22 protein-coding genes are annotated in these 26,920 nt (G+C 60.7%); 12 read left to right on the plus strand and 10 right to left on the minus strand.

Features of this window, described 5'->3' with window-relative positions; genetic code table 11:
* The first annotated feature begins 99 nt into the window (after positions 1–99).
* Positions 100–453, plus strand: a complete 354-nt coding sequence (locus tag AO388_RS05945; RefSeq protein WP_002555119.1) for a BON domain-containing protein — start codon at positions 100–102, stop codon at positions 451–453.
* Positions 454–603: 150 nt separating this feature from the next.
* Here AO388_RS05945 and AO388_RS05950 read toward each other — a convergent pair whose 3' ends face one another.
* The 3 genes from AO388_RS05950 to AO388_RS05960 form a co-directional block, all read right to left on the minus strand.
* Positions 604–942: a DUF2845 domain-containing protein gene (locus tag AO388_RS05950; RefSeq protein WP_003364124.1), complete on the minus strand. Its 339-nt coding sequence runs from the start codon at positions 940–942 to the stop codon at positions 604–606.
* Entirely contained in the window at positions 939–3,923 is a 2,985-nt protein-coding gene (locus AO388_RS05955; protein WP_058416182.1) for a DUF748 domain-containing protein, read from the minus strand. The genes AO388_RS05950 and AO388_RS05955 overlap by 4 nt, the downstream gene beginning before the upstream one ends.
* A 123-nt stretch (positions 3,924–4,046) precedes the next feature.
* Complete coding sequence (locus AO388_RS05960) at positions 4,047–5,063, minus strand: class I SAM-dependent rRNA methyltransferase (protein ID WP_058416183.1); 1,017 nt, start codon at positions 5,061–5,063, stop codon at positions 4,047–4,049.
* Positions 5,064–5,220: 157 nt separating this feature from the next.
* On the opposite strand from AO388_RS05960, the gene AO388_RS05965 reads away from it, so the two are divergent.
* Together AO388_RS05965 and AO388_RS05970 are read left to right on the plus strand one after the other, a co-directional pair.
* Entirely contained in the window at positions 5,221–6,804 is a 1,584-nt protein-coding gene (locus AO388_RS05965; RefSeq protein ID WP_003431520.1) for an alkaline phosphatase D family protein, read from the plus strand.
* Between the two features lie 107 nt (positions 6,805–6,911).
* The gene (locus AO388_RS05970) at positions 6,912–7,853 is read left to right on the plus strand and encodes an AEC family transporter (protein ID WP_058416184.1); all 942 of its coding nucleotides are present in this window, start codon (positions 6,912–6,914) and stop codon (positions 7,851–7,853) included.
* On the opposite strand, the gene AO388_RS05975 is transcribed toward AO388_RS05970, so the two are convergent.
* The 6 genes from AO388_RS05975 to gatC form a co-directional block, all read right to left on the minus strand.
* On the minus strand, positions 7,850–8,233 hold the full coding sequence (locus AO388_RS05975) for a carboxymuconolactone decarboxylase family protein (protein WP_044308971.1): 384 nt from the start codon (positions 8,231–8,233) through the stop codon (positions 7,850–7,852). The genes AO388_RS05970 and AO388_RS05975 overlap by 4 nt on opposite strands.
* A gap of 33 nt (positions 8,234–8,266) precedes the next feature.
* Positions 8,267–9,298, minus strand: a complete 1,032-nt coding sequence (locus AO388_RS05980; RefSeq protein ID WP_003364111.1) for a calcium/sodium antiporter — start codon at positions 9,296–9,298, stop codon at positions 8,267–8,269.
* A gap of 78 nt (positions 9,299–9,376) precedes the next feature.
* Positions 9,377–9,745, minus strand: coding sequence for a septal ring lytic transglycosylase RlpA family protein (locus AO388_RS05985; RefSeq protein WP_003307318.1), 369 nt, complete (start codon positions 9,743–9,745; stop codon positions 9,377–9,379).
* 353 nt (positions 9,746–10,098) lie between these two features.
* On the minus strand, positions 10,099–11,544 hold the full coding sequence (gene gatB, locus AO388_RS05990; RefSeq protein ID WP_058416185.1) for an Asp-tRNA(Asn)/Glu-tRNA(Gln) amidotransferase subunit GatB: 1,446 nt from the start codon (positions 11,542–11,544) through the stop codon (positions 10,099–10,101).
* Between the two features lie 10 nt (positions 11,545–11,554).
* Entirely contained in the window at positions 11,555–13,006 is a 1,452-nt protein-coding gene (gene gatA, locus AO388_RS05995; protein WP_058416186.1) for an Asp-tRNA(Asn)/Glu-tRNA(Gln) amidotransferase subunit GatA, read from the minus strand.
* Positions 13,007–13,020: 14 nt separating this feature from the next.
* On the minus strand, positions 13,021–13,308 hold the full coding sequence (gene gatC, locus AO388_RS06000) for an Asp-tRNA(Asn)/Glu-tRNA(Gln) amidotransferase subunit GatC (RefSeq protein ID WP_002555109.1): 288 nt from the start codon (positions 13,306–13,308) through the stop codon (positions 13,021–13,023).
* A 205-nt stretch (positions 13,309–13,513) separates the two neighbouring features.
* On the opposite strand from gatC, the gene mreB reads away from it, so the two are divergent.
* The 8 genes from mreB (at position 13,514) to tldD (ending at position 24,790) form a co-directional block, all read left to right on the plus strand.
* Complete coding sequence (gene mreB, locus AO388_RS06005) at positions 13,514–14,551, plus strand: rod shape-determining protein MreB (protein WP_002555108.1); 1,038 nt, start codon at positions 13,514–13,516, stop codon at positions 14,549–14,551.
* A gap of 231 nt (positions 14,552–14,782) precedes the next feature.
* Positions 14,783–15,850 carry a rod shape-determining protein MreC gene (gene mreC / locus AO388_RS06010; protein WP_058416187.1) on the plus strand — a complete coding sequence of 356 codons (1,068 nt, stop codon included), beginning with the start codon at positions 14,783–14,785 and terminating at the stop codon, positions 15,848–15,850.
* Complete coding sequence (gene mreD / locus AO388_RS06015; RefSeq protein ID WP_003364106.1) at positions 15,843–16,334, plus strand: rod shape-determining protein MreD; 492 nt, start codon at positions 15,843–15,845, stop codon at positions 16,332–16,334. The genes mreC and mreD overlap by 8 nt, the downstream gene beginning before the upstream one ends.
* A gap of 67 nt (positions 16,335–16,401) precedes the next feature.
* On the plus strand, positions 16,402–17,004 hold the full coding sequence (locus AO388_RS06020; RefSeq protein ID WP_003431505.1) for a Maf family protein: 603 nt from the start codon (positions 16,402–16,404) through the stop codon (positions 17,002–17,004).
* On the plus strand, positions 17,001–18,458 hold the full coding sequence (gene rng / locus AO388_RS06025) for a ribonuclease G (protein ID WP_058416188.1): 1,458 nt from the start codon (positions 17,001–17,003) through the stop codon (positions 18,456–18,458). Before AO388_RS06020 ends, rng begins: the two co-directional genes overlap by 4 nt.
* 180 nt (positions 18,459–18,638) lie before the next feature.
* Positions 18,639–22,454, plus strand: a complete 3,816-nt coding sequence (locus tag AO388_RS06030; protein WP_058416189.1) for a YhdP family protein — start codon at positions 18,639–18,641, stop codon at positions 22,452–22,454.
* Between the two features lie 48 nt (positions 22,455–22,502).
* Positions 22,503–23,348, plus strand: coding sequence for a carbon-nitrogen hydrolase family protein (locus tag AO388_RS06035; RefSeq protein WP_058398011.1), 846 nt, complete (start codon positions 22,503–22,505; stop codon positions 23,346–23,348).
* A 2-nt stretch (positions 23,349–23,350) separates the two neighbouring features.
* Positions 23,351–24,790 (plus strand): metalloprotease TldD, encoded by a 1,440-nt coding sequence (gene tldD, locus AO388_RS06040; protein WP_003400228.1) that lies wholly within the window; start codon positions 23,351–23,353, stop codon positions 24,788–24,790.
* A gap of 47 nt (positions 24,791–24,837) precedes the next feature.
* Here tldD and yjgA read toward each other — a convergent pair whose 3' ends face one another.
* Positions 24,838–25,359 (minus strand): ribosome biogenesis factor YjgA, encoded by a 522-nt coding sequence (gene yjgA, locus AO388_RS06045; RefSeq protein ID WP_003364101.1) that lies wholly within the window; start codon positions 25,357–25,359, stop codon positions 24,838–24,840.
* 107 nt (positions 25,360–25,466) lie between these two features.
* Here yjgA and pmbA point away from each other — a divergent pair, with 107 nt between their 5' ends.
* Positions 25,467–26,813: a metalloprotease PmbA gene (gene pmbA / locus AO388_RS06050; protein WP_003364100.1), complete on the plus strand. Its 1,347-nt coding sequence runs from the start codon at positions 25,467–25,469 to the stop codon at positions 26,811–26,813.
* Positions 26,814–26,920 lie beyond the last annotated feature (107 nt).

Below are 26,920 nucleotides of genomic sequence, written 5' to 3' on the forward strand. Positions count from 1 at the left end.
TATTTTAACTGTCTCGTTTTTGGCACACCGCTTGCGATATACCTGTTAACCCTGCCACCACATGCTGGTGCAGATTTTGAGAAAAACAGGAGTTATCGTATGAAGAAGTTCGCTATTGCCGCTGCTACCGCTACTGCCCTGACTCTGACCATGGCCAACGCTGCTTTCGCACAGACCTCGGCTCAAGCGCCAATGGTTCTGGCAGCTAACACCACTACTCAAGAAGTCAAAGAAGACACTTCTGACACCTGGATCACCACCAAAGTCAAAGCTGATCTGCTGACTGAAAAAGGCATCCCAGGTTCGGACATCAAGGTTGAGACCAACAAAGGCGTGGTTTCCCTGTCCTCCATGGTAAAAGTTACCGAAGCTCAGAAAAACACTGCCGTCGCTATCACCAAGAAAATCAAAGGTGTTAAAGACGTATCGGCTGCTGGCCTGAAAGCCGAGTAATCGAATACTGCTCATGAACACCCGCAGTCATTGATTGATGGAAGGTTCATGCGAGGCTACAAGGATGTAGCCATTAAAGGCCCCGACTGAAGAGTCGGGGCCTTTTCTATGGGCGCTACGAAACACATGAAGGGAAGGGGAGCCGGGGGATCAGTTGCGGCGTTTGCTCTCGATGCCTACCAGGCGACCGCCTTCAAAGCGCAGGTACTGATACATGCCGTTATCAGGACCGTAGATCCATTCCTCGATCTTCACGGCTTCTGACCTTCGATAATTACTACTAAAGGTTTCCCGAGTGCCGAGTACTTCCTGGCTGACCGGTTCGCCGCATTTCTGCTGGACCTCGAACGTCCGGTCGCCGGTGCTGACCAGCTGGCTGCCGCAACGCAGGGTCGAGGTGGCATACGCTGATGCGACAACTGACCCGGCCATGGCGGCGAGGGTCAGGTTGATCAGCCGTTTGATTCGGGTGTGTGCCAATGGCTTCATTCGCTGTCGAGGTGGAGGGGGCTGATGACTTTACCATCCGGTTGGGCCTGACCCAGTTGCGCGTCGACGAAGTACACGCGAGCGTCTTCTAGCTTGCCCTTGTCCACCAGGTAATCCTTGATGCTGCTGGCTCTGCTCTGGCCCAGTTCGCGCAGCAGCACCTCATTGCTGCTCCAGAACTTGAGTACGGCGGCACGCATCTGGGCAGCACGCTGCTCCTTGCCCAGACTGGCCCACTCAGCGGGCGGTTGCTGTTTCAGGCGTGTCCTGTAGATGCCTTCGAGCATAGGCGCCTTTTCCTCTTCCGGGACCTCTATCAAACCGGCCCTGGCTGGAACCTTGTCGCCGCGCCGCTGGAGGATCTTGTAGTACGTGTACTGGTATTCGCGTTCCAGTCTTTGCTGAGCGATCAATGGACCGTCACTGCTGGCGGCGCTGGTGCCTTCGATCTCCAGCTTCAGGTCCGGACGTTCCTTGAGCGCCACCGAGAGCTTGTCCAGGGCATTTTGCGCCTCTGCCGACAAGTCACTGGAGCCTGGCGCGAAACTTACGCTGCCGAGGTCCTCGGAGCTTCCACCGGCAACCAGCCCGCCGAGCATCTTGAACGGGGCCTGTGCTGCACGCAGCACCAGGTTACGCAGGGTCTGCCAGACAATCGGCATGACGCTGAACTGCGGGTTGTTCAAGTCGCCTTCGATGGGCAGCTCCAGGGAAATGCGCCCCTGGGTATCCTTGAGCAGCGCGACCGCCAGACGAATAGGCAGGTCCAGCGCATCCGGGCTGTCGACCCGTTCACCCAGCTGCAGCTGCTCCACCAGCACCTTGTTCTGGGCCTTGAGCTGGCCCTTGGTAATCAGGTAGTGCAGGTCGAGATTGAGCCGGCCCTTGCGGATCCGGAAACCTGCGAACTTGCCGGAGTAGGGGGTCAGGTTGGTCAACTCGACGCGCTTGAAGCTGGTGGTGATATCCAGACTGGCCATCGGGTCGAACGGGTTGAGGCTGCCCTTGATGGTGACCGGCGCATAGCGGTCGACCTTGCCCTCGATATTCACGGGGGCCGGTGTAGGCTTGCGATTGTCGATGGTGCCGATACGCCCATTGAGTTGCTGCACGGCGGTGGCGAAGTTGGGGGTCAGGGTCATGTCGGCAAAGTTTGCCGAGCCATCGTTGATATTCACTTCACCCACGTAGATCGCCAGCGGGTTTTCCTTCTTGCCTGCCGCTTGCGTTCTGGCTGCCTTTGGCTGGCTGGCGGTTTTGCCGGCAGCCGCATCGGCTGGCTGCGGGATCAATAGATCATCGATGTTGGTGGTCCGGTCCTCATTGATCATGAAGCGCGCGTAGGGCTGATCCATGTTCACTTTGGCAATCGACAGGCCCTGGCCGTGCTGGTAGTCCAGCCCCTCGAGCGCCAATTGCTGCCACTTCAGGAAGTCGCGCTGCTTGAGCGTATCCAGCGTGTGCAACTGATTGACCTGTGCTTTACCGGTGACGCTGAACGCCAGTGGCTCGGTGCTTTTCAGGTCGACCGCCAGATCGCTGCCGAGCATGCCACTGCGCAGCTCCAGACGAATGAACGGGCTGATGTAGGCCTGAGCGAGGCGCAGGTCGATGTCGCGGGTGGTTACGTTGAGTCGTGCGCTGACCGGGTTGAGGTTCACGTCACCGGCGGCAGTGAGATTGCCCTGTTTGCCCAGCCCGGTATCCAGCTTGAGCGTGAAGGGCGCCTTGTTCAGGCTGTCGAAGTTCTGGATGTCCAGATTCAGTGGGCCAACGTCCAGCGCGACCGGCTCTTGAGGTACGCGATCTGCCAGATGGACCATGTAGTTGCGCAACTGCACATCCCGCAACAGGACTTGCCAGGGTTTGCTCTGCGCCACGGGTTTATCGCTGGCTTTGGCTGAGGCCTCGGTGGCAGGCGCCGGCTCGGCGGCTTTTTCGTCCACCGCTGGCGTGTGCGTTGCTGCGGGCTTGCCAGGTTGGCTGGCAAACAGTTTTTGCCAGTCCAGTTGCCCGTCGGTTTCACGTGCGGCCCAGGTTTCCAGCTTCTGGCTGCGGACCTTGCCTACGGTAACCAGCTGCTTTGCGAGGTCGACCGATGTTTCGCTGACGTCCAGGCGTTGCAGGCGTACCAACGGGCGACCGTCGGGAGCGTTGAGCGCGAAAGGCGCGACACTGGCCGAGACGTTGGTCAACTTGAGCTCGGTCTTCTTGGACAGGTTCAGTGTGTAGGCCGTGCTGAAATTCAGCACGCCGTCCTCAAGCGCCAGCGGCAAGGCATCACGTACGTAAGGCCACCACAGTTTCATCTTGCTGTCGGTGACCTTCAGCGTGCCCTCGGAGGTGATCGGGATCAGGCTGATGCGGCCGACCCAGTCGATCTGCCCACCGTCCGGACCCGCCGCGACCAGGGTCATGTCGGCATTGTCTTCAGGCAGTGTGCTGAGGTTCTTGAGCTCGAAATCCAGCGCGTCGTAGAGAAACTCGATGGGCTGGCTGGGGCGCAGGTCCTGGAAGTGAACGTAGCCTCCCGCCAGTTTGATTTCGTCGATACGCAGCGGGAATGGCTTGGTGGCGGGTTCGTCCTTTGTCGGTTCGCTGGCGGGCAGCTTGAACAGCTGTGCCAGATTGAGCTTGCCCTGTTTGTCGAACAGCAACTCGGTGCGTGGTTTGATCAGCTCGACGCGTTGCAGATGCAGGGCCCGCGTCCACAGGCTGTTGATTTGCAGATTGGCATAAAGCTTTTCAAACGCCACCTGCTCCTTGCCTGGCGTGCCGATGTTCAGGCCCCAGAGCGTCAGCTCCAGCGTGAAGGGGTTGAATTCCAGGCGTTCGAGCTTTGCCGGCACTGTGGCGTAATTGGCCAGTTGCTGGTTCGCGATCCGCAGAGCGACGCCGGGAAGAATGAAAAAACCCAGCAAACTGTAGAGCGCGATCACAGCCAGCAGGGAGCCAAGTGTGCGTTTCAATCCTCTGGACATGGGCAGCGGCGTCTCTCTCTTTTGGAAGCCCTTGGAGTATGGCATGCCTGTTCGGTTCCGAAGGCACTGCCGTCGCGGCTTGTAGGAACTTTCCGGTTGTACGTTAAGCTATCGAGCGCCGGATCAGAGTTGCAGAATCAGCGTTTTCAGCGGCGGTTGATTGTCCTGAGACGGGAAGTCTGCAGCGGGACGCATCTCCTGGCAGTCGCGCACCGGACGCCCGGCCTTGGTGGCACAGCGCAGTACCTGCTCACGCCAGTCCTGCATGCTGACTTTCGCCAGATTGTTGCAGCAGATCAGCACGCCATCGTCTGCCGTGGTCAACAGCGCAGGTTTGAGCAGGCTTTGATAGTCGCGCAGCAGGTCAACGGTGCCGAACGCGCTCTTGGCCCATGCGGGTGGATCAAGCAGGACCAGATCATATTGGCGCTGTTGCAGTTTCACGTAGCTGGGCAATTGCTGGCTGCGGCGTGCGGCAATGGGCAGCCCGGCCAACTGGCGGATTGCCGGAAAATAATCCGACTGGATGAATTGCATCGGCGGCAGTTGCGGATTGAGCGCGCCATTCTCGCGACCCACCGCCAGATTGCCTTCGGCGAAGTCCAGATTGCACACTTCACTCGCGCCACCGGCCGCAGCACTGAGGCCGACGCCGCAGGTGTAGGCGAACAGATTCAGCACGCTTTTCCCGGCGCTGTGCTGCTTGACCCAGCCGCGGGCGTTGCGCAGGTCGAGAAACAACAGCGGGTCCTGGCCTGCATGCCGGCCGCGGACCCGGTAATTGAGCCCCCATTCGTGGCCGACATGATCGGCCAGAGCCGCTTCTTCAGCCTTGTACACGGTGTCATGGCGATCCACGCGCGAGTTGCCTTGCGAGCGATCGTTATAGACCAGCAGGGTATCCAGGCCCAGACGCGTGTTGGCCTGTTCATACAGTGCCAGCAGGGCATCGCGATCCAGGCGGGTATGAAAGCTCTGCACCAGCAATTGCGGGCCGTAGCGGTCGATGGTCAGCCCGCTGGCGCCCTCCTGGCTGCCGTGAAACAGTCGATAGCAGTCCGTCCCCTGCCCATGCAATTGGTCAAGCAACGCCTGGCGATTATCGAGGGCGACGCTGAGCGCCTGATTCAAGGAAGACATGCTGAGCGCCTCGGGCTGGAATAAGGCGCGGGAGTTTACCAGTTACCGGACGCCGGGGGGTTTTGAAGTCTGCCATGCGCTTGATCTCCTGCGTTGTCATACAGCGCCAATATTCCCCTGCTACGGTGCTTTTTTGCCTGTCAGCGAGGGGATAACCGTGAGCCAGTTCGATCTCAAGCGTCGCCGTGTCATCCAGGCCGTTGGAACGGTAGGTGCCGGTCTGCTGTTACCGGGTGTTGCGCCGGCGGTCATCGCCTCGGTGCAGGATCGTCCGAAGATGATGGATGGCGTGCAGTCCGGCGATGTGTTCGGCGACAAGGCGATCGTCTGGAGCCGAAGCGACCGGCCTTCGCGCATGGTCGTCGAGTGGGACACGCGCAGCATGTTCACCCAGCCACGCCGCGTGGTGTCGGCGCTGGCCGATCAGCGTAGCGACTTTACCGCGCGGGTCGAGTTGAGCGGGCTGCCGGTCGATCAGGCGATTTTCTACCGGGTGTCTTTCGAGGATGCGCAGAGCGGTGTCGTCAGTGAACCGTGGTTCGGCCATTTGCGCAGCACACCGCAGCAGCGCCGCGACATCCGCTTCGTCTGGAGCGGCGATACGGTCGGGCAGGGCTTTGGCATCAACCCCGATATTGGCGGCATGCGTATTTATGAAGCCATGCGTTTGCGCTTGCCGGACTTTTTTATCCACAGCGGTGACACCATCTACGCCGACAGCCCGGTGCCGGAGCAGCTCACCACGGAGGACGGGCGTATCTGGCGCAACATCACCACCGAGGCGAAGAGCAAGGTGGCGGAGACCCTTGACGAATACCGGGGCAATTACCGCTACAACCTGATGGATGAAAACCTGCGTCGCTTCAACGCCGAAGTACCGCAGATCTGGCAGTGGGATGATCACGAAGTCACCAACAACTGGTCGCCCAGCAAACAGCTCGATGATCGCTACAAGGTCAAGGACATCAGCCTGCTGTCCTCGCGTGCCCGCCAGGCTTATCTGGAATACGCGCCATTACGCTTGCAGGAAGCCGACAACGGCGGACGCATTTATCGCAAGATCCCTTACGGTCCGATGCTCGACGTCTTCGTCCTCGACATGCGCAGCTATCGCGCCGGCAACGATGCCAACCTGGCTGACAAACCGGGTCCGACCACTGCGTTTCTGGGCCGTGAGCAACTGGACTGGCTCAAGCGCGAGCTCAATGCGTCGCGCGCGCAGTGGAAAGTCATCGCGGCGGACATGCCCATCGGCCTGGGCGTTCCGGATGGTGAGGTCAGCCCCGGCGTACAGCGTTGGGAGGCCATCGCCAACGGCAATGACGGGCCGGCGTCGGGGCGCGAGCTGGAGGTCGCCGAATTGCTGGCGTACCTGCGCGCGCAGAAGATTCGCGATTGTGTCTGGCTGACGGCCGACGTGCATTACTGCGCTGCGCATCATTATCAGCCGGATCTGGCCGAGTTTCAGGACTTCGACCCGTTTTGGGAGTTCGTCGCCGGGCCGTTGAATGCCGGTAGCTATGGTCCCAATGTGCTGGACAAGACCTTTGGCCCCGAGCTGGTGTTCCAGAAGGCGCCTCCTGCGCAGAACACCTCGCCATTTGCGGGTTTTCAGTTCTTTGGTGAAGTGAATATCGACGGACAGACCGGTGAGATGACCGTGACGCTGCGCGATCTCGACGGGGTCTCGGTCTTCGAGCGCAAGCTCCAGCCTGAGAAGGCAGTCAGCCGCATCGTCTGATAAACAACCGCTGTGGCGGGTTGATCAGGGCTTCGGAAATTCCGTGCAACATGCTTGTCGTCGGTGGCCTATCATGAGCTACCTAACGACGGGACCGGATGCGTTGCATGCTGGCTATTTTTCTCGAAACCCTGAACATCACCGCCCCGGTGTTTGCCATGCTGTTTCTGGGCGTGTTCCTCAGGCGTATCGGCGCGATCAATGATGGTTTCATCGTTGCGGCTTCCGGGCTGGTGTTCAACGTCACCATGCCTGCGCTGTTGTTTCTGGGCATTATTCACGCCGACCTGCGCACCGCATTGCAGCCCAAACTGCTGATTTTTTTCAGCGTTGCGACGCTCCTGAGTTTCGCGTTCGCCTGGGGATGGGCGATCTGGCGTTGCCCGCACGAAGAGCGCGGGATCTACGTCCAGGGCGCGTTTCGTGGCAATAACGGGGTCATCGGTCTGGCCCTGGCGGCCAGCATGTACGGGCCTGATGGCATTTCACTGGGCGCCATTCTCGCCGCGTTGGTCATCGTCTTTTACAACACGTTATCGACGGTGGTATTGGCGGTTTACAGCCCGGTGATCAAGTCCGACCCCTGGAGCATCTTCAAAAGCGTGCTGGCCAACCCGCTGATCATCAGTGTGATCATCGCCTCGCCCTTCGCTTACTTCGCCATCGGCTTGCCCAAATGGCTGGAAACCTCCGGCAGCTATCTTGCCCAGATGACCCTGCCGCTGGCACTGATCTGCATCGGTGGCACGCTGTCGCTGGCGTCGTTGCGCAAGAGTGGAAAACTGGCTGTCAGCGCCAGCGTCATGAAGATGATCACGCTGCCAGTGCTGTGCACGCTGGCCGCCTGGCTGGCCGGTTTTCGCGGCGCTGAACTGGGGATTCTGTTCCTGTATTTCGGCAGCCCGACAGCGGCTGCCAGCTACATCATGGCGCGCACGGCCAACGGCAATTACGAGCTGGCCGCTGCGATCATCGTCATCACAACGCTGGCTGCCGCGGTCACGACCAACGTGGGGATTTTCATCCTGCAATGGGGCGGCTGGATCTAATCGGTTTTGACGTAGCTGTCGATCACTTCCTGGGCCGCCCGAAACGCATCGATGGCCGCTGGCACGCCGGCGTACACCGCGCAGTGCAGCAGGGCTTCACGAATCTCCTCGACCGTGCAGCCATTGTTCAGTGCGCCACGAACGTGGCCCTTCAGTTCTTGTGGGCATTTCAGGGCGGTGAGGGCGGCCAGGGTGATCAGGCTGCGGGTTTTCAGCGGCAGACCTTCGCGACTCCAGACGCTGCCCCAGGCGTGCTCGTTGACGAAATCCTGCAGCGGCTGGCTGAAATCGGTGGCGTTCCCCAGCGCACGGTCGACGAAGACATCGCCCATCACCTGGCGACGGATCTGTTCGCCATCGCTGATCGTTTTGTCTGTCATGGCCTTGCTCCTTGTATCGATACGGGTTGGAGGTCAGTGCTGGCGTCGCCACGCGCGGATCGTGCCCCAGACAACCACGGCACCCAGCACAGGCAATACCAGCGTGAGCATTTTGCTTTCAAGCCGTTCGGCCAGCGCCATGCCGGTGCTGATCGACAGGATATGCAGCCCGTAGGTCAGGTACAACGACAGCAGAAACAGGCCTTCCAGACGGTCTATCCGGTATCCGGAATAGAACAGCGGCACGCACAACAGCGAGACGCCGAGCATGATCGGCAGGTCGAACACCAGCGCATTTGGCGAGATCGTCAGCGGCACCGGGGCGATCAGTGCGGTCAGCCCCAGTACGCCCAGCAGGTTGAACAGATTGCTGCCGATGACGTTACCCACGGCAATATCGCGTTCACCACGGAACGCTGCGATCAGCGAGGTCATCAGTGCCGGCAATGATGTGCCGATGGCAATGATGGTCAGGCCGACGATGCGCTCGGAAAGCCCCAGATGGATGGCAATCACCACTGAAGCGTCGACCAGCAGGTGTCCGCCAGCGGTCAGCAGCAGCAAGCCCGTGGCAAGCATGAGCATGCGTGTGAAGGTACGAGGTTTTTCGGCTGTCTCGGCATGCCCGTGGCGCGGCGCATGACCACCCTGACGGATGATGATAATGAGGCAGGCCAGCAACCCGGTAAGCAGCAGTGCGCCGTCCAGTTTGCTGAATTCGCCGTTCCACGAAAGACCGATAGCCAGCAGGCAGGCACCGATCATCAACGGAATATCGATGTGCAGTACCTGACGGGCAACGCGTAGCGGAATGATCAGCGCGCAGAGGCCAAGGATCACCAGTACATTGAAAATGTTGCCGCCGATGACACTGCCCACGGCGATGTCGGTGTTATCGGCAAACGCGGCTTGCAGGCTGACTGCCATCTGCGGCGCACTGGTGCCCATCGCCACGACGGTCAGACCGACGATCAGTGGCCGGACCTTGAAAATCGCCGCCAGATGTACCGCTGCACGCACTGACAGTTCCGCCCCGATCAGCAGCAATAACAAGCCACTGAGCATTTGGATAAGCGCGGGGGCGGGCAGGGCCGATAGCTGGAGAATACGAGTGTCCTTGTCGGAGGTGATCGGAGGTTGGGGTTAATCCAGGGCCTGCACGCGGACTGGCGCTGTCCCGCTGCGCAGCATACCCAGTTGTTCGGCCGCTTCGCGAGAGACATCGATCAGACGGCCGCGCGTGTGAGGGCCGCGATCGTTGACGCGTACGACTACCGACCTGTCGTTGTCCAGGTTGGTGACCTTGACGCGCGTGCCGAAAGGCAGTTGTCGGTGCGCAGCGGTCAGCGCATTCTGATTGAACGGCTCGCCGCTGGCAGTGCGGTTGCCATGATGGCGGGCGCCGTAATAGGCGGCGGTGCCAGTCTCGTCGTAACCATGGGGGTCGATGATGTGATTGGCGCACCCTGCCAGTAAGGTCAGCAGGCTGCAGGCAAAAATAAGGCGGCGCATGGGGTGGGTTCCTGAGTGCCGGAGTAGTTGTGGTTGACGCTCGTGCCAATCCTCCATGCTGGCATGCATTTCGTGACGTTCCGCGTACTCAACAGCGGACGCAGAGCGTCCGGAACTGCATTCCCACGCGGAGCGCTCAGCGTTATACATAAGTCATGAAGAGCCCAGAAGGCGGGGTCTTTGACCGCAATCGCGGTGAATAAAGATCTCCGTGGGCGTGAGCTTGCTCACGAAGACCTTGGTCCAAACGCCCTGTCTCTAGAGGCTGTACCGGCCTATTCGCGAGTAAGCTCGCTCCCACAAGACTCGTGTATAACGCTGGTCGCATAGCATGGGAACGTGAGTGACGAGGATCAGCCCTCCAGCTTGGTCTTCAGCAGTTCGTTGACCTGCTGCGGGTTGGCTTTGCCTTTGGAAGCTTTCATCGCCTGACCAACGAAGAAACCGAACATCTTGCCGCGCTTGGCTTCATCGGCGGCGCGATATTGTTCGACCTGCTCCGCGTTGGCTGCCAGCACCTCGTCGAGCATCGATTCAATGGCACCGCTGTCGGTGACCTGCTTCAGGCCGCGCTTTTCGATGATTTCATCGGCGCTGCCTTCAGCATTGGCCATCGCCTCGAAGACCATTTTCGCGATCTTGCCGGAAATGGTGTTGTCGGTGATGCGCTTGAGCATGCCGCCCAACTGCTCGGCACTGACCGGCGACTGGTCGATCTCCAGGCCCTGCTTGTTGAGCAGGCTGCCCAGCTCGACCATGACCCAGTTGGCTGCCAGTTTGGCGTCACCACTGATGCTCACCACCTGTTCGAAGTAGTCAGCCTGCTCGCGGCTCGAAGCCAGCACGCTGGCGTCGTAGGTCGAGAGGCCGAACTGGCTCTGGAAGCGTTCGCGTTTCTGTGGTGGCAGCTCCGGCAAGGTGGCGCGGGTTTCTTCGAGGAAAGAATCCTCGATGATCACCGGCAACAGATCCGGGTCGGGGAAGTAACGGTAGTCGTTGGCTTCCTCCTTGCTGCGCATGGCGCGGGTTTCGTTGGTGTTCGGGTCATACAGGCGCGTTTGCTGGATAACCTTGCCACCGTCTTCGATCAGATCGATCTGGCGCTGAATCTCGCTGTTGATCGCCTTTTCGATAAAGCGGAACGAGTTGACGTTCTTGATCTCGCAGCGCGTGCCGAACTCGACCTGGCCCTTCGGACGAATCGATACGTTGCAGTCGCAGCGCAGCGAACCTTCGGCCATGTTGCCATCACAGATGCCCAGGTAGCGCACGATCGCGTGGATGGCCTTGACGTAAGCCACGGCTTCCTTGGCGCTGCGCATGTCCGGCTCGGAAACGATCTCCAGCAGCGGCGTGCCAGCACGGTTCAGGTCGATACCGGTCATGCCCTGGAAGTCTTCGTGCAGGCTCTTGCCTGCATCCTCTTCCAGGTGCGCACGGGTGATGCCGATGCGCTTGACCGTGCCGTCTTCAAGGGGGATGTCCAGGTGGCCCTTGCCGACGATCGGCAGCTCCATCTGGCTGATCTGATAGCCCTTGGGCAAGTCCGGGTAGAAGTAGTTCTTGCGGGCGAACACGTTGTGCTGGCCGATTTCGGCGTTGACGGCCAGGCCGAACTTGACGGCCATGCGCACGGCTTCCTTGTTCAGCACCGGCAATACGCCAGGCATGCCCAGATCGACGAGGCTGGCCTGCGTGTTGGGCTCGGAGCCGAACGTGGTCGCGCTACCGGAAAAAATCTTTGATTGGGTCGAAAGCTGGGTATGAATCTCCAGCCCGATGACGACTTCCCATTGCATGTGTTTCTCCTCAGAAGCCTTCAGGTGCGCGAGTGTGCCAGTCGGTGACTTGCTGATACTGATGCGCCACATTCAAGAGACGGCCTTCCTGGAAATACGGAGCGAGCAGTTGCACGCCGACCGGTAGACCGTCGACGAAGCCTGCAGGCATGGACAAGCCGGGCAGGCCCGCCAGGTTGGCGGTGATGGTGTAGAAGTCTTCCAGGTATTCGGCAATCGGATCGTTGGTCTTGGCGCCGATCTTCCAGGCCGGGTTGGGCGTGGTCGGGCCAAGAATCACGTCGACATCGGCGAACGCGCTCATGAAGTCGTTCTTGATCAGGCGACGGATTTTCTGCGCCTGCAGGTAATAGGCGTCGTAGTAACCCGCCGACAGCGCGTAGGCGCCGACCATGATGCGTCGCTGGACTTCCGGGCCGAAGCCTTCGGCGCGCGAGCGCTTGTACAGGTCGGTCAGGTCTTTCGGGTCTTCGCAGCGGTAGCCGAAACGCACACCGTCAAAGCGCGACAGGTTGGACGAGGCTTCAGCCGGGGCGATGACGTAGTAGGCCGGGATCGCGTGCTGCAGGTTCGGCAGGCTGATTTCCTTGACGATCGCGCCGAGCTTTTCCAGCTCCTTGACGCTTTCATGCACCAGCTGCGCGATGCGCGGGTCCAGACCTGCGCTGAAATACTCTTTCGGCACACCGATACGCAGGCCCTTGAGCGAGGTATTGAGGCTGGCGGAGTAGTCCGGAACCGGCTCGTCGATACTGGTCGAGTCCTGCGGATCGAAACCGGCCATGCCTTGCAGCAGCAGTGCGCAGTCTTCGGCCGTGCGTGCCATCGGCCCCGCCTGATCGAGGCTGGAGGCGTAGGCAATCATGCCCCAGCGCGATACGCGGCCGTAGGTCGGCTTGAGGCCCGTGAGGTTGGTCAGTGCCGCAGGTTGGCGAATCGAGCCGCCCGTGTCGGTGCCGGTCGCGGCGGGCAACAGGCGTGCAGCGACAGCGGCTGCCGAACCACCCGAAGAACCGCCAGGAACGCATTCCAGGTTCCACGGGTTTTTCACCGCGCCGTAATGGCTGGATTCGTTGGCCGAACCCATGGCGAATTCGTCCATGTTGGTCTTGCCCAGTGTCACAGTACCGGCCGTTGCCAGACGCGAAACAACCGTGGCGTCGTACGGTGCCTTGAAATTGTCGAGCATCAGCGAGCCGCAACTGGTGCGGATGCCCTGGGTGCAGAACAGGTCCTTGTGCGCCAGCGGAGCGCCGAGCAGCGGGCCGTTTTCACCAGCGGCGCGGCGCGCGTCTGCCGCCTGCGCCTGGGTGATGGCCAGGTCTTCAGTAAGGCTGATGAAGCTGTTGAGCTGCGGGTCGAGCGTCGCGATGCGCGACAGCAGAACGCGAGTCAGCTCTTCGGAAGAAAACTTTTTATCGGCGAGTCCGCGAGCGATCTCGGCCAGAGTCATTTGATGCATGCAGGCGCTTTCCCTTACTCGATGACTTTCGGAACCAGATAGAGGCCGTCTTGGACCGCTGGTGCGATGGCTTGGTAAGTGTCACGACGATTTCGCTCGGTGACGGCGTCTTCGCGCAGGCGCTGGGTGGCTTCCAGCGGGTGAGCCAGCGGCTCGATGCCAGTGGTGTCGACTGCTTGCATCTGATCGACCAGCCCAAGAATGCTGTTAAGTGCTTCGGTGGTACGCGGGATATCGGCGTCATTGAGACCCAGTCGGGCCAGATGAGCGATCTTTTCCACGTCGGAGCGTTCAAGCGCCATGGGGTATCTCCAGTGGAATGCTTATGGATTTGCTTTGTTGCCAATTGCGGAACACTATCGCGTTATTACTGTCTCAAGCCGCTAACGTCGAGGGTGGTGTTCGGAAAACCGCCAATTTAGCATATTGGCTCCTTGCCCAAAATCCCTGTCGTTGTTAGAGTTTGCCGCACTTTTTTTACCACGCGTTCCCTAGGGTCCCTTTCCCATGTTCAAGAAACTGCGTGGCATGTTTTCCAGTGATCTATCCATCGACCTGGGCACTGCCAACACCCTTATTTACGTGCGTGAGCGCGGTATCGTTCTGAATGAACCCTCTGTCGTTGCCATTCGTACTCACGGCAACCAGAAGAGTGTCGTGGCCGTCGGTACCGAAGCCAAGCGCATGCTGGGCCGTACTCCAGGCAACATCGCAGCCATTCGTCCAATGAAAGACGGCGTTATCGCCGACTTCAGCGTCTGCGAAAAAATGTTGCAGTACTTCATCAACAAGGTTCATGAAAACAGCTTTCTGCAGCCCAGCCCTCGTGTGCTGATCTGCGTTCCGTGCAAATCCACCCAGGTTGAGCGTCGCGCGATTCGCGAGTCGGCCCTGGGTGCAGGCGCACGCGAAGTCTTCCTGATCGAAGAGCCGATGGCCGCAGCAATCGGTGCCGGTCTGCCGGTGGAAGAAGCTCGCGGCTCGATGGTTGTCGACATCGGCGGCGGCACCACCGAAATCGCCCTGATCTCCCTGAACGGTGTGGTGTATGCCGAATCCGTACGGGTTGGCGGTGACCGTTTCGACGAAGCGATCATCACCTATGTGCGCCGCAACTACGGCAGCCTGATCGGCGAATCCACTGCCGAGCGCATCAAGCAGGAAATCGGTACTGCCTATCCGGGCGGTGAAGTGCGTGAAGTCGACGTCCGTGGCCGTAACTTGGCTGAAGGCGTTCCGCGTGCGTTCACGCTGAACTCCAACGAAGTTCTCGAAGCACTGCAGGAGTCGCTGGCGACCATCGTTCAGGCGGTCAAGAGCGCTCTGGAGCAATCGCCTCCGGAACTGGCCTCGGACATCGCCGAGCGTGGTCTGGTCCTGACCGGTGGTGGTGCGTTGCTGCGTGATCTGGACAAGTTGCTGGCGCAGGAAACCGGCCTGCCGGTCATCGTTGCCGAAGATCCGCTGACCTGTGTAGCGCGTGGCGGTGGCCGTGCGCTGGAAATGATGGATAAGCACACCATGGATCTGCTCTCCAGCGAATAATTCGCCGGGGTGCCTTTCACGGAGTCTTTTGTATGCAGGTAGCGGATATGCTACCTGTATGCTTCAGGCTGACGCCGAAACAGGGTGCCTATCTCTTTCATTTGTCCGGGCCGGTTACATACCGCATGAATAATTGCCAATCGAAGTTCGATCCAACGATCGCATGCCCCGGAGGAGCGGCCCATTAAACCGCTTTTCTCAAAAGGCCCTTCGCTGGGCGTACGTCTGCTGGTGCTCGCCGTTCTGTCGGTTGCGTTGATGGTTGTCGACGCCCGCTTTACGATCCTCAAGCCCGTGCGCAGCCAGATGTCGATGGTGCTCATGCAGTCCTACTGGATCGTCGACCTGCCACAGCGTCTGTATCAAGGCGTCGCCAGTCAGTTCGGCAGCCGCACAGAGCTGATCGCCGAAAACGAAAAACTCAAGACCGAAGCCCTGCTCCTGCAAGGTCGCCTGCAAAAGCTGGCGGCACTGACCGAGCAGAACGTCCGGCTGCGTGAGTTGCTGAACTCCTCGGCGCTGGTCAACGAAAAGGTCGAGGTCGCCGAGCTGATCGGCATGGACCCGAACCCCTTCACCCATCGCATCATCATCAACAAGGGCGAACGCGACGGCGTGGTGCTCGGTCAGCCTGTGCTCGATGCACGCGGCCTGATGGGGCAGGTGGTCGAGTTGATGCCCTATACCTCACGCGTCTTGTTGCTGACCGACACCACCCACAGCATCCCGGTGCAGGTCAACCGCAACGGTCTGCGTGCCATCGCCAGCGGCACCGGTAATCCGGAACGTCTGGAGCTTCGGCATGTGGCGGACACCGCAGACATCAAGGAAGGCGACCTGCTGGTTAGCTCGGGCCTTGGCCAGCGATTCCCGGCCGGCTACCCGGTGGCAACGGTCAAGGAAGTGATTCACGACTCCGGCCAGCCGTTCGCGATCGTTCGGGCAGTGCCCACCGCTGCGTTGAATCGCAGTCGCTATCTGTTGCTGGTGTTCTCTGACGGCCGCTCGCCGGAAGAGCGCGCTGCCGATGCGGCGCAAGCGCAGGAATCCCTCGACAAGGGCATCGAGCCTTCCGTGATGGCGACGTTGCCTCCGCCGACACCCGCCTTCCCGATGTGGCCACAGGCAGTCGTTCCGGTCTTTCCGGGCAGTACGCTGACGCACAAGCCGGCGTCGCAATCGACAACCCCTGCACCGGCGGCAACGCCTGCGACACCGGCAAGACCTGCCTCCCGGCCTGCGGCGTCACAGCCGCCTGCCTCAAGATCTTCCACCGCTCGGGAGCCTATCGATGGTTAGTCATGTTTCCGGGCGCAATGGCTGGGTGGTCTGGCTGACGTTTGCGATCGGTCTGTTGCTGAGCGTTTCGCCGCTGCCGCAATTCATGGAAATTTTCCGCCCGCTGTGGCTGGCCCTGCTGCTGACCTTCTGGGTTCTGGCGCTGCCGCACAAATACGGTATGACCACCGCGTGGATACTGGGCCTGATGGAGGATGTGCTGTACGGCACACTGCTCGGCCAGAATGCCCTGATCCTCAGCCTGATTACCTTTTTGGTGATGTCCCTGCAGCAGCGCCTGCGCATGTTTCCCATGTGGCAACAGTGCCTGGTGCTGTTGGTGGTATTCGGTCTGGCGCAGCTTGCGCAACTCTGGCTGAGCGCATTGACCGGCAACCGTCAGCCTACGCTGGCGCTGGTGCTGCCCGCGTTGGTCAGCGCTCTGTTGTGGCCCTGGATCAGTTATGGCCTGCGTGGATTGCGCAAACGTTTGAAAATCAATTAAGCGCAAGGTGAGCGCGACGCCCCGCTGCGTCCCTCGCGCTCACCCGCACAGACACGGAGATGTCCTTATGCCCTCGCTTTATCTGGCTTCTGGCTCGCCGCGCCGCCGCGAACTTCTGACTCAGATCGGTGTGCCGTTTACCGTACTGAGCGCTCAGATCGACGAAACCCCCTTCGACCATGAAACCCCCGCTGCCTATGTCGAGCGTCTTGCGCTGGGCAAGGCTCAGGCCGGGCTGTCCGTGCTGCCAGCCGAACACCAGGCCTGCGTGATGGGGGCCGACACGGCGGTGGTGCTCGATGGACGCATTCTTGGCAAGCCGGTCGATGAGTCAGATGCCTTGGCGATGTTGATGGCCCTGTCCGGGCGCGAGCATGACGTGCTGACGGCTGTCGCGCTCAGTGATCGGCAACGCAGCGAAACCCGTATTGTTACCAGTCGTGTGCGCTTTCGCCCGATTCAAACCCATGAAGCCCACGCCTACTGGACCAGTGGCGAGCCCGCCGACAAGGCCGGCGGCTATGCCATCCAGGGGTTGGCAGCGATTTTCGTCGAGGGTCTGCAAGGCAGCTATTCTGGGGTGGTGGGGCTGCCCCTGTGCGAAACCGCAGAACTGCTCGGCCATTTCGGCATACCCTGCTGGCAATGCCTGGAAGGTGACAAGTCATGAGTGAAGAGATTCTGATCAACATCACGCCGATGGAATCGCGCGTGGCAGTGGTGGAAAACGGGGTTCTGCAAGAGGTGCACGTCGAGCGCACCCAACGTCGCGGCATTGTCGGCAATATCTACAAAGGCAAGGTTGTGCGGGTGCTTCCCGGCATGCAGGCGGCGTTCATCGACATTGGTCTGGACCGCGCGGCGTTCATTCATGCGTCGGAAATCTCCATGCGGGAAGGGCCAGCGGTCGAGAGCATTGCGTCGCTGGTACATGATGGCCAGAGCCTTGTCGTGCAAGTCACCAAAGACCCGATCGGCAGCAAGGGCGCACGGCTGACCACGCAACTCTCCATTCCGTCACGTTATCTGGTGTACATGCCGCGCACTGCGCATGTGGGCATCTCGCTGAAAATCGAGGACGAAGCCGAGCGCGAACGACTCAAGAAAGTGGTCAGCGATTGTGTTGCCCAGGAAGGTATCAAGGAAGCCGGAGGTTTCATTCTGCGCACCGCTGCGGAAGGCGCCGGTGCCGACGAAATCCTCATGGACATCCGCTATCTGCGCAGGCTCTGGGATCAGATCGGCGAGCAGATCAAGACCGTCAGTCCGCCCACGGTGATTTACGAAGACCTGGGCCTGGCGCTGCGCACCTTGCGCGATCTGGTCAGCCCGCGCATCGAGAAGATCCGTATCGACTCGCGGGAGACCTTTCAGAAAACCACCCAGTTCGTGGCCGAGCTGATGCCGGAAATTGCCGACAGGCTTGAGCACTATCCGGGCGAGCGGCCGATCTTCGACCTCTATGGGGTCGAGGACGAAATCCAGAAGGCCCTCGAGCGCAAGGTGCCGCTCAAGTCGGGTGGCTATCTGGTAATCGACCCGGCCGAAGCGATGAGCACCATCGACATCAATACCGGCGCGTTCGTGGGGCATCGCAACCTCGAAGAAACCATCTTCAAGACCAATCTGGAAGCCGCCACGGCCATCGCCCGGCAGCTGCGCCTGCGCAATCTGGGCGGCATCATCATCATTGATTTCATCGACATGGAAGACGGTGAGCATCAGCGTCAGGTGCTGCGCACGCTGGAGAAACAACTGGAACGCGATCACGCCAAGACCAACATCATCGGTATCACTGAGCTGGGTCTGGTGCAGATGACGCGCAAGCGCACCCGCGAAAGCCTCGAGCAGGTGCTGTGCGAACCGTGTCATTGCTGCGCAGGGCGGGGCAAGCTGAAGACCCCCGAGACCATCTGCTACGAAATCTTCCGGGAAATCCTGCGCGAGGCCAGGGCCTATCAGGCAGTGGGCTATCGCGTTCTGGCCAATCAGCGCGTGGTGGATCGCCTGCTTGACGAAGAGTCCGGCAACGTGGCTGAGCTGGAGAGCTTTATTGGCCGCACTATCCGTTTTCAGGTAGAAACCATGTACTCGCAGGAACAATACGACGTGGTGCTGCTCTGAGGGTGCTGATCGTTTGAAATATATGAAAAGTGCCCTACGGGTTTCTGGCAGGTATGCCGTTTTATCGAGAATGATGCGTGGCGAATGAGCAAAACCTGTACCTGACCGCACCTGCACCTCCGAGCCGGAATCCGTTCGCCGATTCCGCTCCTCGCACCCCGCAGTGGAGGGCTTCCTGAGATGGGACGTCTTCCTCGCCTTGTCGCAACCCTGACCCGCTGGGGGCTGAGCCTGTGCGCACTGATTCTGGTGCTTGCGGCGCTGTACGTGAGTCTCGGCCGTCAATTGACGCCGCTGGTTGCCGAATACCGTGTTGATGTGGAAACCCGTGCCAGCAGCGCGTTGGGTATACCGTTGAGCATCGGCAGCCTGGAAGGCAGCTGGAGCCGCTTTGCTCCGGTGTTGCTGGCCAACGATGTGATGGTCGGCGAGGGCACCAGTGCCCTGCGTCTGGATCGTGTAAGGGTTGTTCCCGACCTTTGGGAAAGCCTGCTGGCGCGTGACGTGCGCATCGCTCATCTTGAAGTGGACGGCCTGCAGTTCAGCCTCAGGCAGGACAAGGACGGCGCATGGTCGGTTCAGGGCTTGCCGGTGCACAACGACAGCCCCTTCGACCCCGAGCAGGTGCTCAGGCAGATGCAGATGGTCGCGCATTTGTCGCTGCTCGACAGCCAGGTCACGGTGCAACCGTTTGACGCCGCGCCGCTGACCCTCACCTATGTAAACCTCAGCCTGGACACCGGCAGCTATGCCCAGCGACTTGACGCACGCCTGACCCTGCCGGATGGTCAGCCGGTCGCGCTCAACGTGCGTTCGCGCATTCAGGCCAGTCAGTGGAAGGACGGCGAGGCCGATGTCTACGCCAGCCTGCCGCAAAGCGACTGGGCCAAGTGGCTGCCGAAAAGTCTCACGCGCGAATGGACACTGTCGAAGCTGCAGGCCGGGGGCGAGGTCTGGTTGAATTGGGGCAAGGGCACCGTGCAAAGCGCGACGACGCGCCTCAATGCACCGCAGGTCAAAGGCGTTTATGCCGGTCGCAAACCGGCGACGATCGATAATCTCGCGCTGAACGCATGGTTTGCACGGACTGAAACAGGTTTCGACCTGAACCTCGATTCACTGGCGATGAGCCTTGGCGACACGCGCTGGGAAAGCCGTGTGCAACTGACGCAAACCGCCGCGACGCCCGACAGCGAAGAGCTCTGGCACGTACAGGCTGATCGTCTGGACCTGACTCCCGTCACGCCGCTGATCGACTCCCTCGCGCCCCTGCCTGACAAGGCCATGGCAGTGGTCGATGGCCTCAAAGTGACAGGCGGGCTGCATAACGTGCTGCTCGACTACCGGCCACAGGCAGTGGGCGACAAGCGCCTGAGCTTTGCCGCCAATCTGGACAAGGTGGGTTTCAACGCGTATCGCGGCGCTCCGGCGGCCGGAAACGTCACCGGTGCCATCAGCGGCGATCTGGGGCAGGGCGAGCTGCGCCTCGACACCGATGATTTCATGCTGCACCTGGACCCGATCTTCGCCAAACCCTGGCGTTACCAGAAGGCCAATGCCCGTCTGACCTGGAAACTGGATGATCAGGCGTTCACGCTGATCGCCCCGTATATCAAGGTGCTTGGCGACGAAGGCAAGATTGCGGCGGACTTTCTGATCAAGATTCATCTCAGTCATGATCAGGAAGATTACATGGACCTGCGGGTCGGCATGGTTGACGGCGATGGCCGTTACACCAGCAAGTACCTGCCGACAGCGCTCAGTCCGGAGCTTGATCACTGGTTGCGCACCGCGGTGGTAAGTGGCGCGGTCAAGCAGGGGTTCTTCCAGTATCAAGGGTCGCTGAACAAGAATTCGCCCGATACGGCGCGTGTCATCAGTCTGTTCTTCGATGTCAGTAACGCAACGCTGGCGTTCCAGCCGGGCTGGCCGTCGCTGACCGGGGTGGATGGCAAGGTCTACGTCGAAAACAGCGGTGTACGTGTCAAGGCGAGCAAAGGCCAGTTGCTCGATACCAAGGTCAGCAACGTGCTGGTCAATATTCCTCATGTGCCGTCAGGTCAGGACAGTCACCTGCTGGTGGACGGTAATTTCTCCGGAAACCTGATCGACGGCCTGAAGATTCTCCAGCAGGCGCCCATTGGCACGGGCAGCACATTTGCCGGATGGCAGGGCGAAGGCCCGCTGGACGGCAAACTGAAGCTGGATATCCCGCTGGCCAAGGGCGTCGAGCCAAAGGTCGTGGTGGATTTCAGCACCGACAATGCGCGTCTGAAACTGGCTGACCCGGTGCTGGAGCTGACTCGCCTGAAGGGCGATTTCCGTTTCGACAGCGCCAGTGGCCTGAGTGGCAAAGGCATCAAGGCCCAGGCATTCGATCGTCCTGTGACCGCAGAAATCGCCGCCGAGGGCAAGCCAGGCGACAACGTGACACGCATTGTGGCGAACGGGCAAATCACCGTGAAGCGGCTGACCGACTGGCTGAACGTGACCCAGCCGCTGCCGGTCTCCGGTGACCTGCCGTATCAGTTGCAGTTGATTCTGGACAGCAAGGACAGCCCGCTGGTAATCAACTCCACGCTCAAGGGCGTGGCGATCGATTTGCCCGCACCGTTTGGCAAAACCGCCGAACAGGAGCGTCCCAGCGAGTTCCGCATGACTCTGCAAGGCGCGGAGCGCAGGCTCGGCGCGGCGTATAACGATCAGGCCAACTTTGCTTTCGCTGCACCGAATGGCAAGTTTGCCGAAGGTCGAGGCGAACTCTATCTGGGGCGCGGCGGGGCGATCGTGCCGGACGCCAAAGGCTTGCGGATCCGTGGCGAGTTGTCCGAGCTGGATATCGCGCCCTGGCAGGAACTGGCCGCGCGTTACACCGGGAATGATCCGGGCGGCAACGCGAAGCAACTGCTTAACAGCGTTGACCTGCAGATCGGCAAGCTGACCGCGATGGGCACCACACTCAATGACGTGCGTGTTCAATTGCAGCGCAACGCGGCAGCCTGGGCCCTGTCGCTGGACAGCGCGCTGGCCAAGGGCACGGCAACGCTGCCCGACGCCAAGTCTGCCCCGATCGGCATCAACATGCTCTACGTTCGACTGCCTGCATCCGATCCGACAGCGACCGTGGTGGAAAACGCACCTGACCCTCTGGCGGATATCGACCCGCACAATATCCCTGCGCTGGACGTGAAGATCTCCCAACTGTTTCAGGGCGATCAGTTGCTGGGGGCCTGGGCGTTGAAATCCCGGCCGACGCCTGCCGGCATGCGCATGTCGGACATGAGCCTGGGGCTCAAAGGCATCCTGCTGGAGGGTGACGCTACCTGGGAGGGCACGCCCGGGGCCAGCAGCAGTTCGTTCAAAGGCCGCCTGGCGGGCAAGAACCTGGCGGATGTGCTCAAGGCGTGGAACTTCGCCCCCACCGTCACCAGTGAACGCTTCGAGATGAACGTGGACGGACGCTGGCCGGGTTCGCCTGCCTGGGTCGGTCTGAAGCGCTATTCCGGCAGTCTGGATGCCACGCTCAACAGAGGCCAGTTTGTCGAAGTCGAGGGCGGTGCTCAGGCGTTGCGGGTATTCGGGCTGTTGAACTTCAACTCCATCGGCCGGCGTCTGCGCCTGGACTTCTCCGACCTGCTGGGCAAAGGCCTGAGTTACGACCGGGTCAAAGGGCTGCTGGTCGCCAGCGACGGTGTCTATGTGACGCGCAACCCGATCACCCTGACCGGGCCTTCGAGTAATCTGGAGCTCAACGGTACCCTGGACATGGTTCGTGATCGCGTCGATGCGAAGCTGCTGGTGACCTTGCCGGTCACCAACAACCTGCCTATCGCTGCTTTGATTGTCGGCGCCCCCGCCATTGGCGGGGCGCTGTTTCTGGTCGACAAGCTGCTGGGCGACCGGGTTGCGCGTTTCGCCAGCGTTCAATACAAGGTCGAAGGGCCTTGGAAAGAGCCGAAGATCACGTTCGACAAGCCATTTGAAAAGCCTCAATAGCGTCTCATGGAGTACAGTGGTGGCCATGTCATTCAGGAGCGGGTTGCCATGTCTTTCGCGGTGATTCAGATGGTCAGCCAAAGCGATGTAATGGCTAATCTGGGCAGTGCTCGGCGTTTGCTGGAACAGGCGGCTGAAGGTGGCGCGCGGTTGGCGGTACTGCCCGAAAACTTCGTCGCGATGGGGCGCCGTGACGTTGCCGATATCGGTCGTGCCGAGGCTCAGGGGCACGGACCGATCCTGCCATGGTTGAAACTGGCCGCTCGCGACCTCAAGTTATGGATTGTTGCCGGAACCTTGCCACTGCCGCCGGATGATCGGCCGGATGGCAAGGTGACGGCGTGTTCGCTGTTGATCGACGAGCACGGTGAGCAGGTGGCCCGTTATGACAAACTGCATCTGTTCGATGTAGACGTCGCTGACAACCGTGGCCGCTATCGTGAATCGGATGACTATGCTCATGGGAGCAGCGTGGTGGTAGCCGATACGCCCGTGGGGCGTCTGGGGCTGACCGTCTGCTACGACCTGCGCTTTCCCGAGCTGTACACCGCGTTGCGTGAAGCCGGTGCTGAACTGATAACCGCGCCGTCAGCGTTCACTGCGGTAACGGGGGCTGCGCACTGGGACATTCTGATCCGCGCGCGTGCCATCGAAACCCAGTGTTACGTGCTGGCGGCAGCACAGGGCGGGGTCCATCCGGGGCCTCGCGAGACTTACGGACACGCGGCCATCGTTGATCCATGGGGACGCGTACTGGCCGAGCAGGCACAGGGTGAAGCGGTGCTGCTGGCCACACGAGACAGTCAAGAACAGGCGTCCATACGGGCGCGGATGCCGGTGTCCAGTCACCGGCGCTTTTTTTCGCAGGACGCCATGCGGCCTGCTTCGGAGTGAATATGAGTGATCTGTCCTCAGTCAGCGAACACCTTCTGGCACCCGGCGGCCTGAACCTCGACAGCCTGCAGTCCGTGCTGGGCGATCTGGCCGGGCCAGGAATCGACGCGGCCGATCTGTATTTTCAGGGCATGATCTCCGAGTCCTGGTCGCTCGAAGACGGGATCGTCAAGGAAGGCAGTTTCAATCTCGATCAAGGCGTGGGCGTGCGTGCCCAGTCGGGTGAGAAAACCGGCTTTGCGTACAGCAACGCGATCACCGCCGAGGCACTGCGCACCGCCGCGCAGGCCGCGCGTTCCATCTCCCGCGCTGGCCAGAATGGTCGCGTGCAGGCTTTCACCTCGCAGGACGTGGCGCAGTTGTACGCCCCGGATAACCCGCTGGAAGTGTTGAGCCGCGCCGAGAAGGTCGAGTTGCTCAAGCGCATCGACGTTGCGACGCGTGCGCTGGACTCGCGTATCCAGCAGGTTTCGGTGAGCATGGCCGGCGTCTGGGAGCGCATTCTGGTGGCCGCCGCGGATGGCAGCCTTGCCGCCGATGTGCGCCCGCTGGTGCGCTTCAATGTCAGTGTCATCGTCGAGCAGAATGGCCGTCGCGAGCGGGGCGGGCATGGCGGCGGGGGGCGTACCGACTACCGTTATTTCCTGACCGACGATCGCGCCATGGGCTATGCCCGTGAGGCCCTGCGTCAGGCACTGGTCAACCTGGAAGCGATTCCCGCCCCGGCAGGCACCTTGCCGGTAGTACTTGGCTCTGGCTGGTCTGGCGTGCTGCTGCACGAAGCAGTGGGTCACGGCCTTGAGGGCGACTTCAACCGCAAGGGCAGTTCGGCCTACAGCGGGCGCATGGGCGAGATGGTTGCGTCGAAACTCTGCACCATCGTCGACGACGGCACCCTGGCGGGGCGTCGTGGCTCGCTGAGTGTCGATGACGAGGGCACACCGACCGAATGCACCACGCTGATCGAGAATGGCGTGCTCAAGGGCTACATGCAGGACAAGCTCAATGCGCGCCTGATGGGCGTGGCACGTACCGGCAACGGCCGTCGCGAGTCCTATGCCCACCTGCCGATGCCGCGCATGACCAACACCTACATGCTGGGCGGGCAGAGCGATCCGCAGGAAATCATCGCCTCAGTGAAGCGCGGCATCTACTGCGCCAATCTGGGCGGTGGCCAGGTGGATATCACCAGCGGCAAGTTCGTGTTTTCAACCAGTGAGGCCTATCTGATCGAAGACGGCAAGATCACCGCGCCGGTCAAAGGCGCGACCTTGATCGGTAACGGGCCGGAAGCCATGAGCAGGGTGTCGATGGTGGGTAACGATCTGTCGCTGGACAGCGGCGTCGGTACGTGCGGGAAAGATGGCCAGTCGCTGCCGGTCGGTGTGGGTCAGCCTACGTTGAAAATCGACGCGATCACCGTGGGTGGCACCGGTAGCTGAATGTGAGTCGGGGCCGGCTGCCTCTGCTGCCGGCCCCGAGGGCGAAATCAACGCAGACCGCGTTGAAGTTCGTCCAGCTCACGGATGTATTTGAAGATTTTGCGGCTGGTGGCCGGCGGTTTGTTGCGTGCAACTTCGTGTTGCGCCTGACGGATCAGCGAACGCAGCTGCTGACGGTCAGCATCGGGGTATTCGACCACGAATTTCTCGAGGTCGGCGTCATCGCCCGCAATCAGGCGATCACGCCAGCGCTCCAGATTGTGGAAACGTTCATTGTATTGGCGAGTGGAGGCATCGAGTTGGTCCAGCAACACCAGAATGGCTTCCTGGTCCTGATCGCGCATCAGCTTGCCGATGAACAGAATGTGCCGCTTTCGCGCGATGTTCGCCGTGTGCTTGGGCGCTTCGGCCAGGGCCTTGCGCAAAGCGTCGGTCAGCGGCAGCTTGGCCAGCACATCGGCTTTGAGTGTTGTCAGTCGCTCGCCGAGGTCGACCAGAGCATGCAGCTCTCGTTTGACCTGGGTTTTGCTTTTCTCCCCGTCGAGGGAGTCGTCGTAAGAATCAACCATGGGGGCAGTCCGCAAAGAAACGCCGCCATGATAACCAGTCGTGGGCCGCTTGTCCGGCCCGGTCGGTATTCGGCCTGTGCTGAAAGAAGAATTTGATGGAGAAAGTCATGAGTGCAACCCAAAGCGTCGGCCCACAAGCCTTGCCCGAACTGCAGGAACAGGTCGAGCAGATCATCGCCGAAGCCCGGCGTCAGGGTGCCAGCGCCTGCGAAGTCGCGGTGTCGGTGGACCAGGGGCTGTCGACATCGGTCCGTCAGCGTGAAGTCGAAACCGTCGAGTTCAACCGCGATCAGGGCTTTGGTATCACCCTGTATGTCGGGCAGCGCAAGGGCTCGGCCAGCACGTCGGCAACCGGCGCCGATGCGATTCGTGAAACGGTCGCCGCTGCACTGGCGATTGCCGAACACACCTCCGAGGATGAAAGCTCCGGGCTGGCCGACGCTGCGCTGATGGCCAAAGAGGTCATGGATTTTGACCTTTATCACACCTGGGACATCACGCCCGAGCAGGCCATCGAGAAAGCGCTGATCTGCGAAGCGGCGGCCTTCGATGCCGACAGCCGCATCAAGAACGCCGATGGCACTACGCTCAATACCCATCAGGGCTGCCGCGTGTATGGCAACAGCAATGGCTTCATCGGTGGCTATGCCTCAACGCGTCACAGCCTCAGCTGTGTGATGATTGCCGAGGGTGAAGGCCAGATGCAGCGCGATTACTGGTATGACGTCAACCGCCAGGGCGAGCTGCTGGCCGATGCGCAGAGCATTGGCCGCAAGGCCGCGTTGCGTGCGGCAAGCCGTCTGGGTGCGCGTCCGGTGCCGACCTGTGAAGTGCCAGTGCTGTTTGCTGCGGAACTGGCGGGCGGCCTCTTCGGCAGCTTTCTCGGCGCCATTTCCGGTGGCACGCTGTACCGCAAATCGTCGTTCCTCGAAGGCGCGCTGGGTCAGCGCCTGTTCCCTGAGTGGATGACCATCGATGAGCGCCCGCACCTGAAGCATGCGATGGGCAGTTCGGCGTTCGACAGCGACGGTCTGGCGACCTTCGCCAAGCCATTCGTGGCAGGTGGGGATCTGGTTTCCTATGTGCTGAGCACGTATTCCGGCCGCAAGCTGGGCATGCCGAGCACCGCCAACGCGGGCGGTGTACATAACCTGTTCGTCACCCATGGTTCGGACGACCAGGCTGCGCTGATTCGGCGCATGGGGCGCGGCTTGCTGGTCACCGAGCTGATGGGCAGCGGTTTGAACATGGTCACCGGCGACTATTCGCGTGGCGCGGCAGGCTTCTGGGTCGAGAATGGCGAGATTCAGTTCCCGGTTCAGGAAGTGACCATCGCCGGCAACATGCGCGACATGTTCAAGCAGATCGTCGCCGTTGGCAGCGATCTTGAGCTGCGCAGCAACATCCGCACCGGCTCGGTACTGATCGAGCGAATGACCGTAGCGGGTAGCTGACAGGCCCCCGATTTCGGCTATCGTGCCCATAAATGCAGAGCGTGGGCACGATAGTTGCGATCATCGTTCCCTACGCTCCAGCGTGGGAATGCAGTTCACGACGCTCT

This window comes from Pseudomonas sp. ICMP 10191, assembly GCF_001467335.1.
Classification (GTDB): Bacteria; Pseudomonadota; Gammaproteobacteria; order Pseudomonadales; family Pseudomonadaceae; genus Aquipseudomonas; species Aquipseudomonas cerasi.

Coding starts and splice junctions, on each gene's coding strand:
- AO388_RS05945 (WP_002555119.1), top strand. CDS start 100: ATGAAGAAGTTCGCTATTGCCGCTGCTACCGCTACTGCCCTGACTCTG.
- AO388_RS05950 (WP_003364124.1), bottom strand. CDS start 942: ATGAAGCCATTGGCACACACCCGAATCAAACGGCTGATCAACCTGACC.
- AO388_RS05955 (WP_058416182.1), bottom strand. CDS start 3,923: ATGTCCAGAGGATTGAAACGCACACTTGGCTCCCTGCTGGCTGTGATC.
- AO388_RS05960 (WP_058416183.1), bottom strand. CDS start 5,063: ATGTCTTCCTTGAATCAGGCGCTCAGCGTCGCCCTCGATAATCGCCAG.
- AO388_RS05970 (WP_058416184.1), top strand. CDS start 6,912: ATGCTGGCTATTTTTCTCGAAACCCTGAACATCACCGCCCCGGTGTTT.
- AO388_RS05975 (WP_044308971.1), bottom strand. CDS start 8,233: ATGACAGACAAAACGATCAGCGATGGCGAACAGATCCGTCGCCAGGTG.
- AO388_RS05980 (WP_003364111.1), bottom strand. CDS start 9,298: ATGCTCAGTGGCTTGTTATTGCTGCTGATCGGGGCGGAACTGTCAGTG.
- AO388_RS05985 (WP_003307318.1), bottom strand. CDS start 9,745: ATGCGCCGCCTTATTTTTGCCTGCAGCCTGCTGACCTTACTGGCAGGG.
- gatB (WP_058416185.1), bottom strand. CDS start 11,544: ATGCAATGGGAAGTCGTCATCGGGCTGGAGATTCATACCCAGCTTTCG.
- gatA (WP_058416186.1), bottom strand. CDS start 13,006: ATGCATCAAATGACTCTGGCCGAGATCGCTCGCGGACTCGCCGATAAA.
- gatC (WP_002555109.1), bottom strand. CDS start 13,308: ATGGCGCTTGAACGCTCCGACGTGGAAAAGATCGCTCATCTGGCCCGA.
- mreB (WP_002555108.1), top strand. CDS start 13,514: ATGTTCAAGAAACTGCGTGGCATGTTTTCCAGTGATCTATCCATCGAC.
- mreD (WP_003364106.1), top strand. CDS start 15,843: ATGGTTAGTCATGTTTCCGGGCGCAATGGCTGGGTGGTCTGGCTGACG.
- AO388_RS06020 (WP_003431505.1), top strand. CDS start 16,402: ATGCCCTCGCTTTATCTGGCTTCTGGCTCGCCGCGCCGCCGCGAACTT.
- rng (WP_058416188.1), top strand. CDS start 17,001: ATGAGTGAAGAGATTCTGATCAACATCACGCCGATGGAATCGCGCGTG.
- AO388_RS06030 (WP_058416189.1), top strand. CDS start 18,639: ATGGGACGTCTTCCTCGCCTTGTCGCAACCCTGACCCGCTGGGGGCTG.
- AO388_RS06035 (WP_058398011.1), top strand. CDS start 22,503: ATGTCTTTCGCGGTGATTCAGATGGTCAGCCAAAGCGATGTAATGGCT.
- tldD (WP_003400228.1), top strand. CDS start 23,351: ATGAGTGATCTGTCCTCAGTCAGCGAACACCTTCTGGCACCCGGCGGC.
- yjgA (WP_003364101.1), bottom strand. CDS start 25,359: ATGGTTGATTCTTACGACGACTCCCTCGACGGGGAGAAAAGCAAAACC.
- pmbA (WP_003364100.1), top strand. CDS start 25,467: ATGAGTGCAACCCAAAGCGTCGGCCCACAAGCCTTGCCCGAACTGCAG.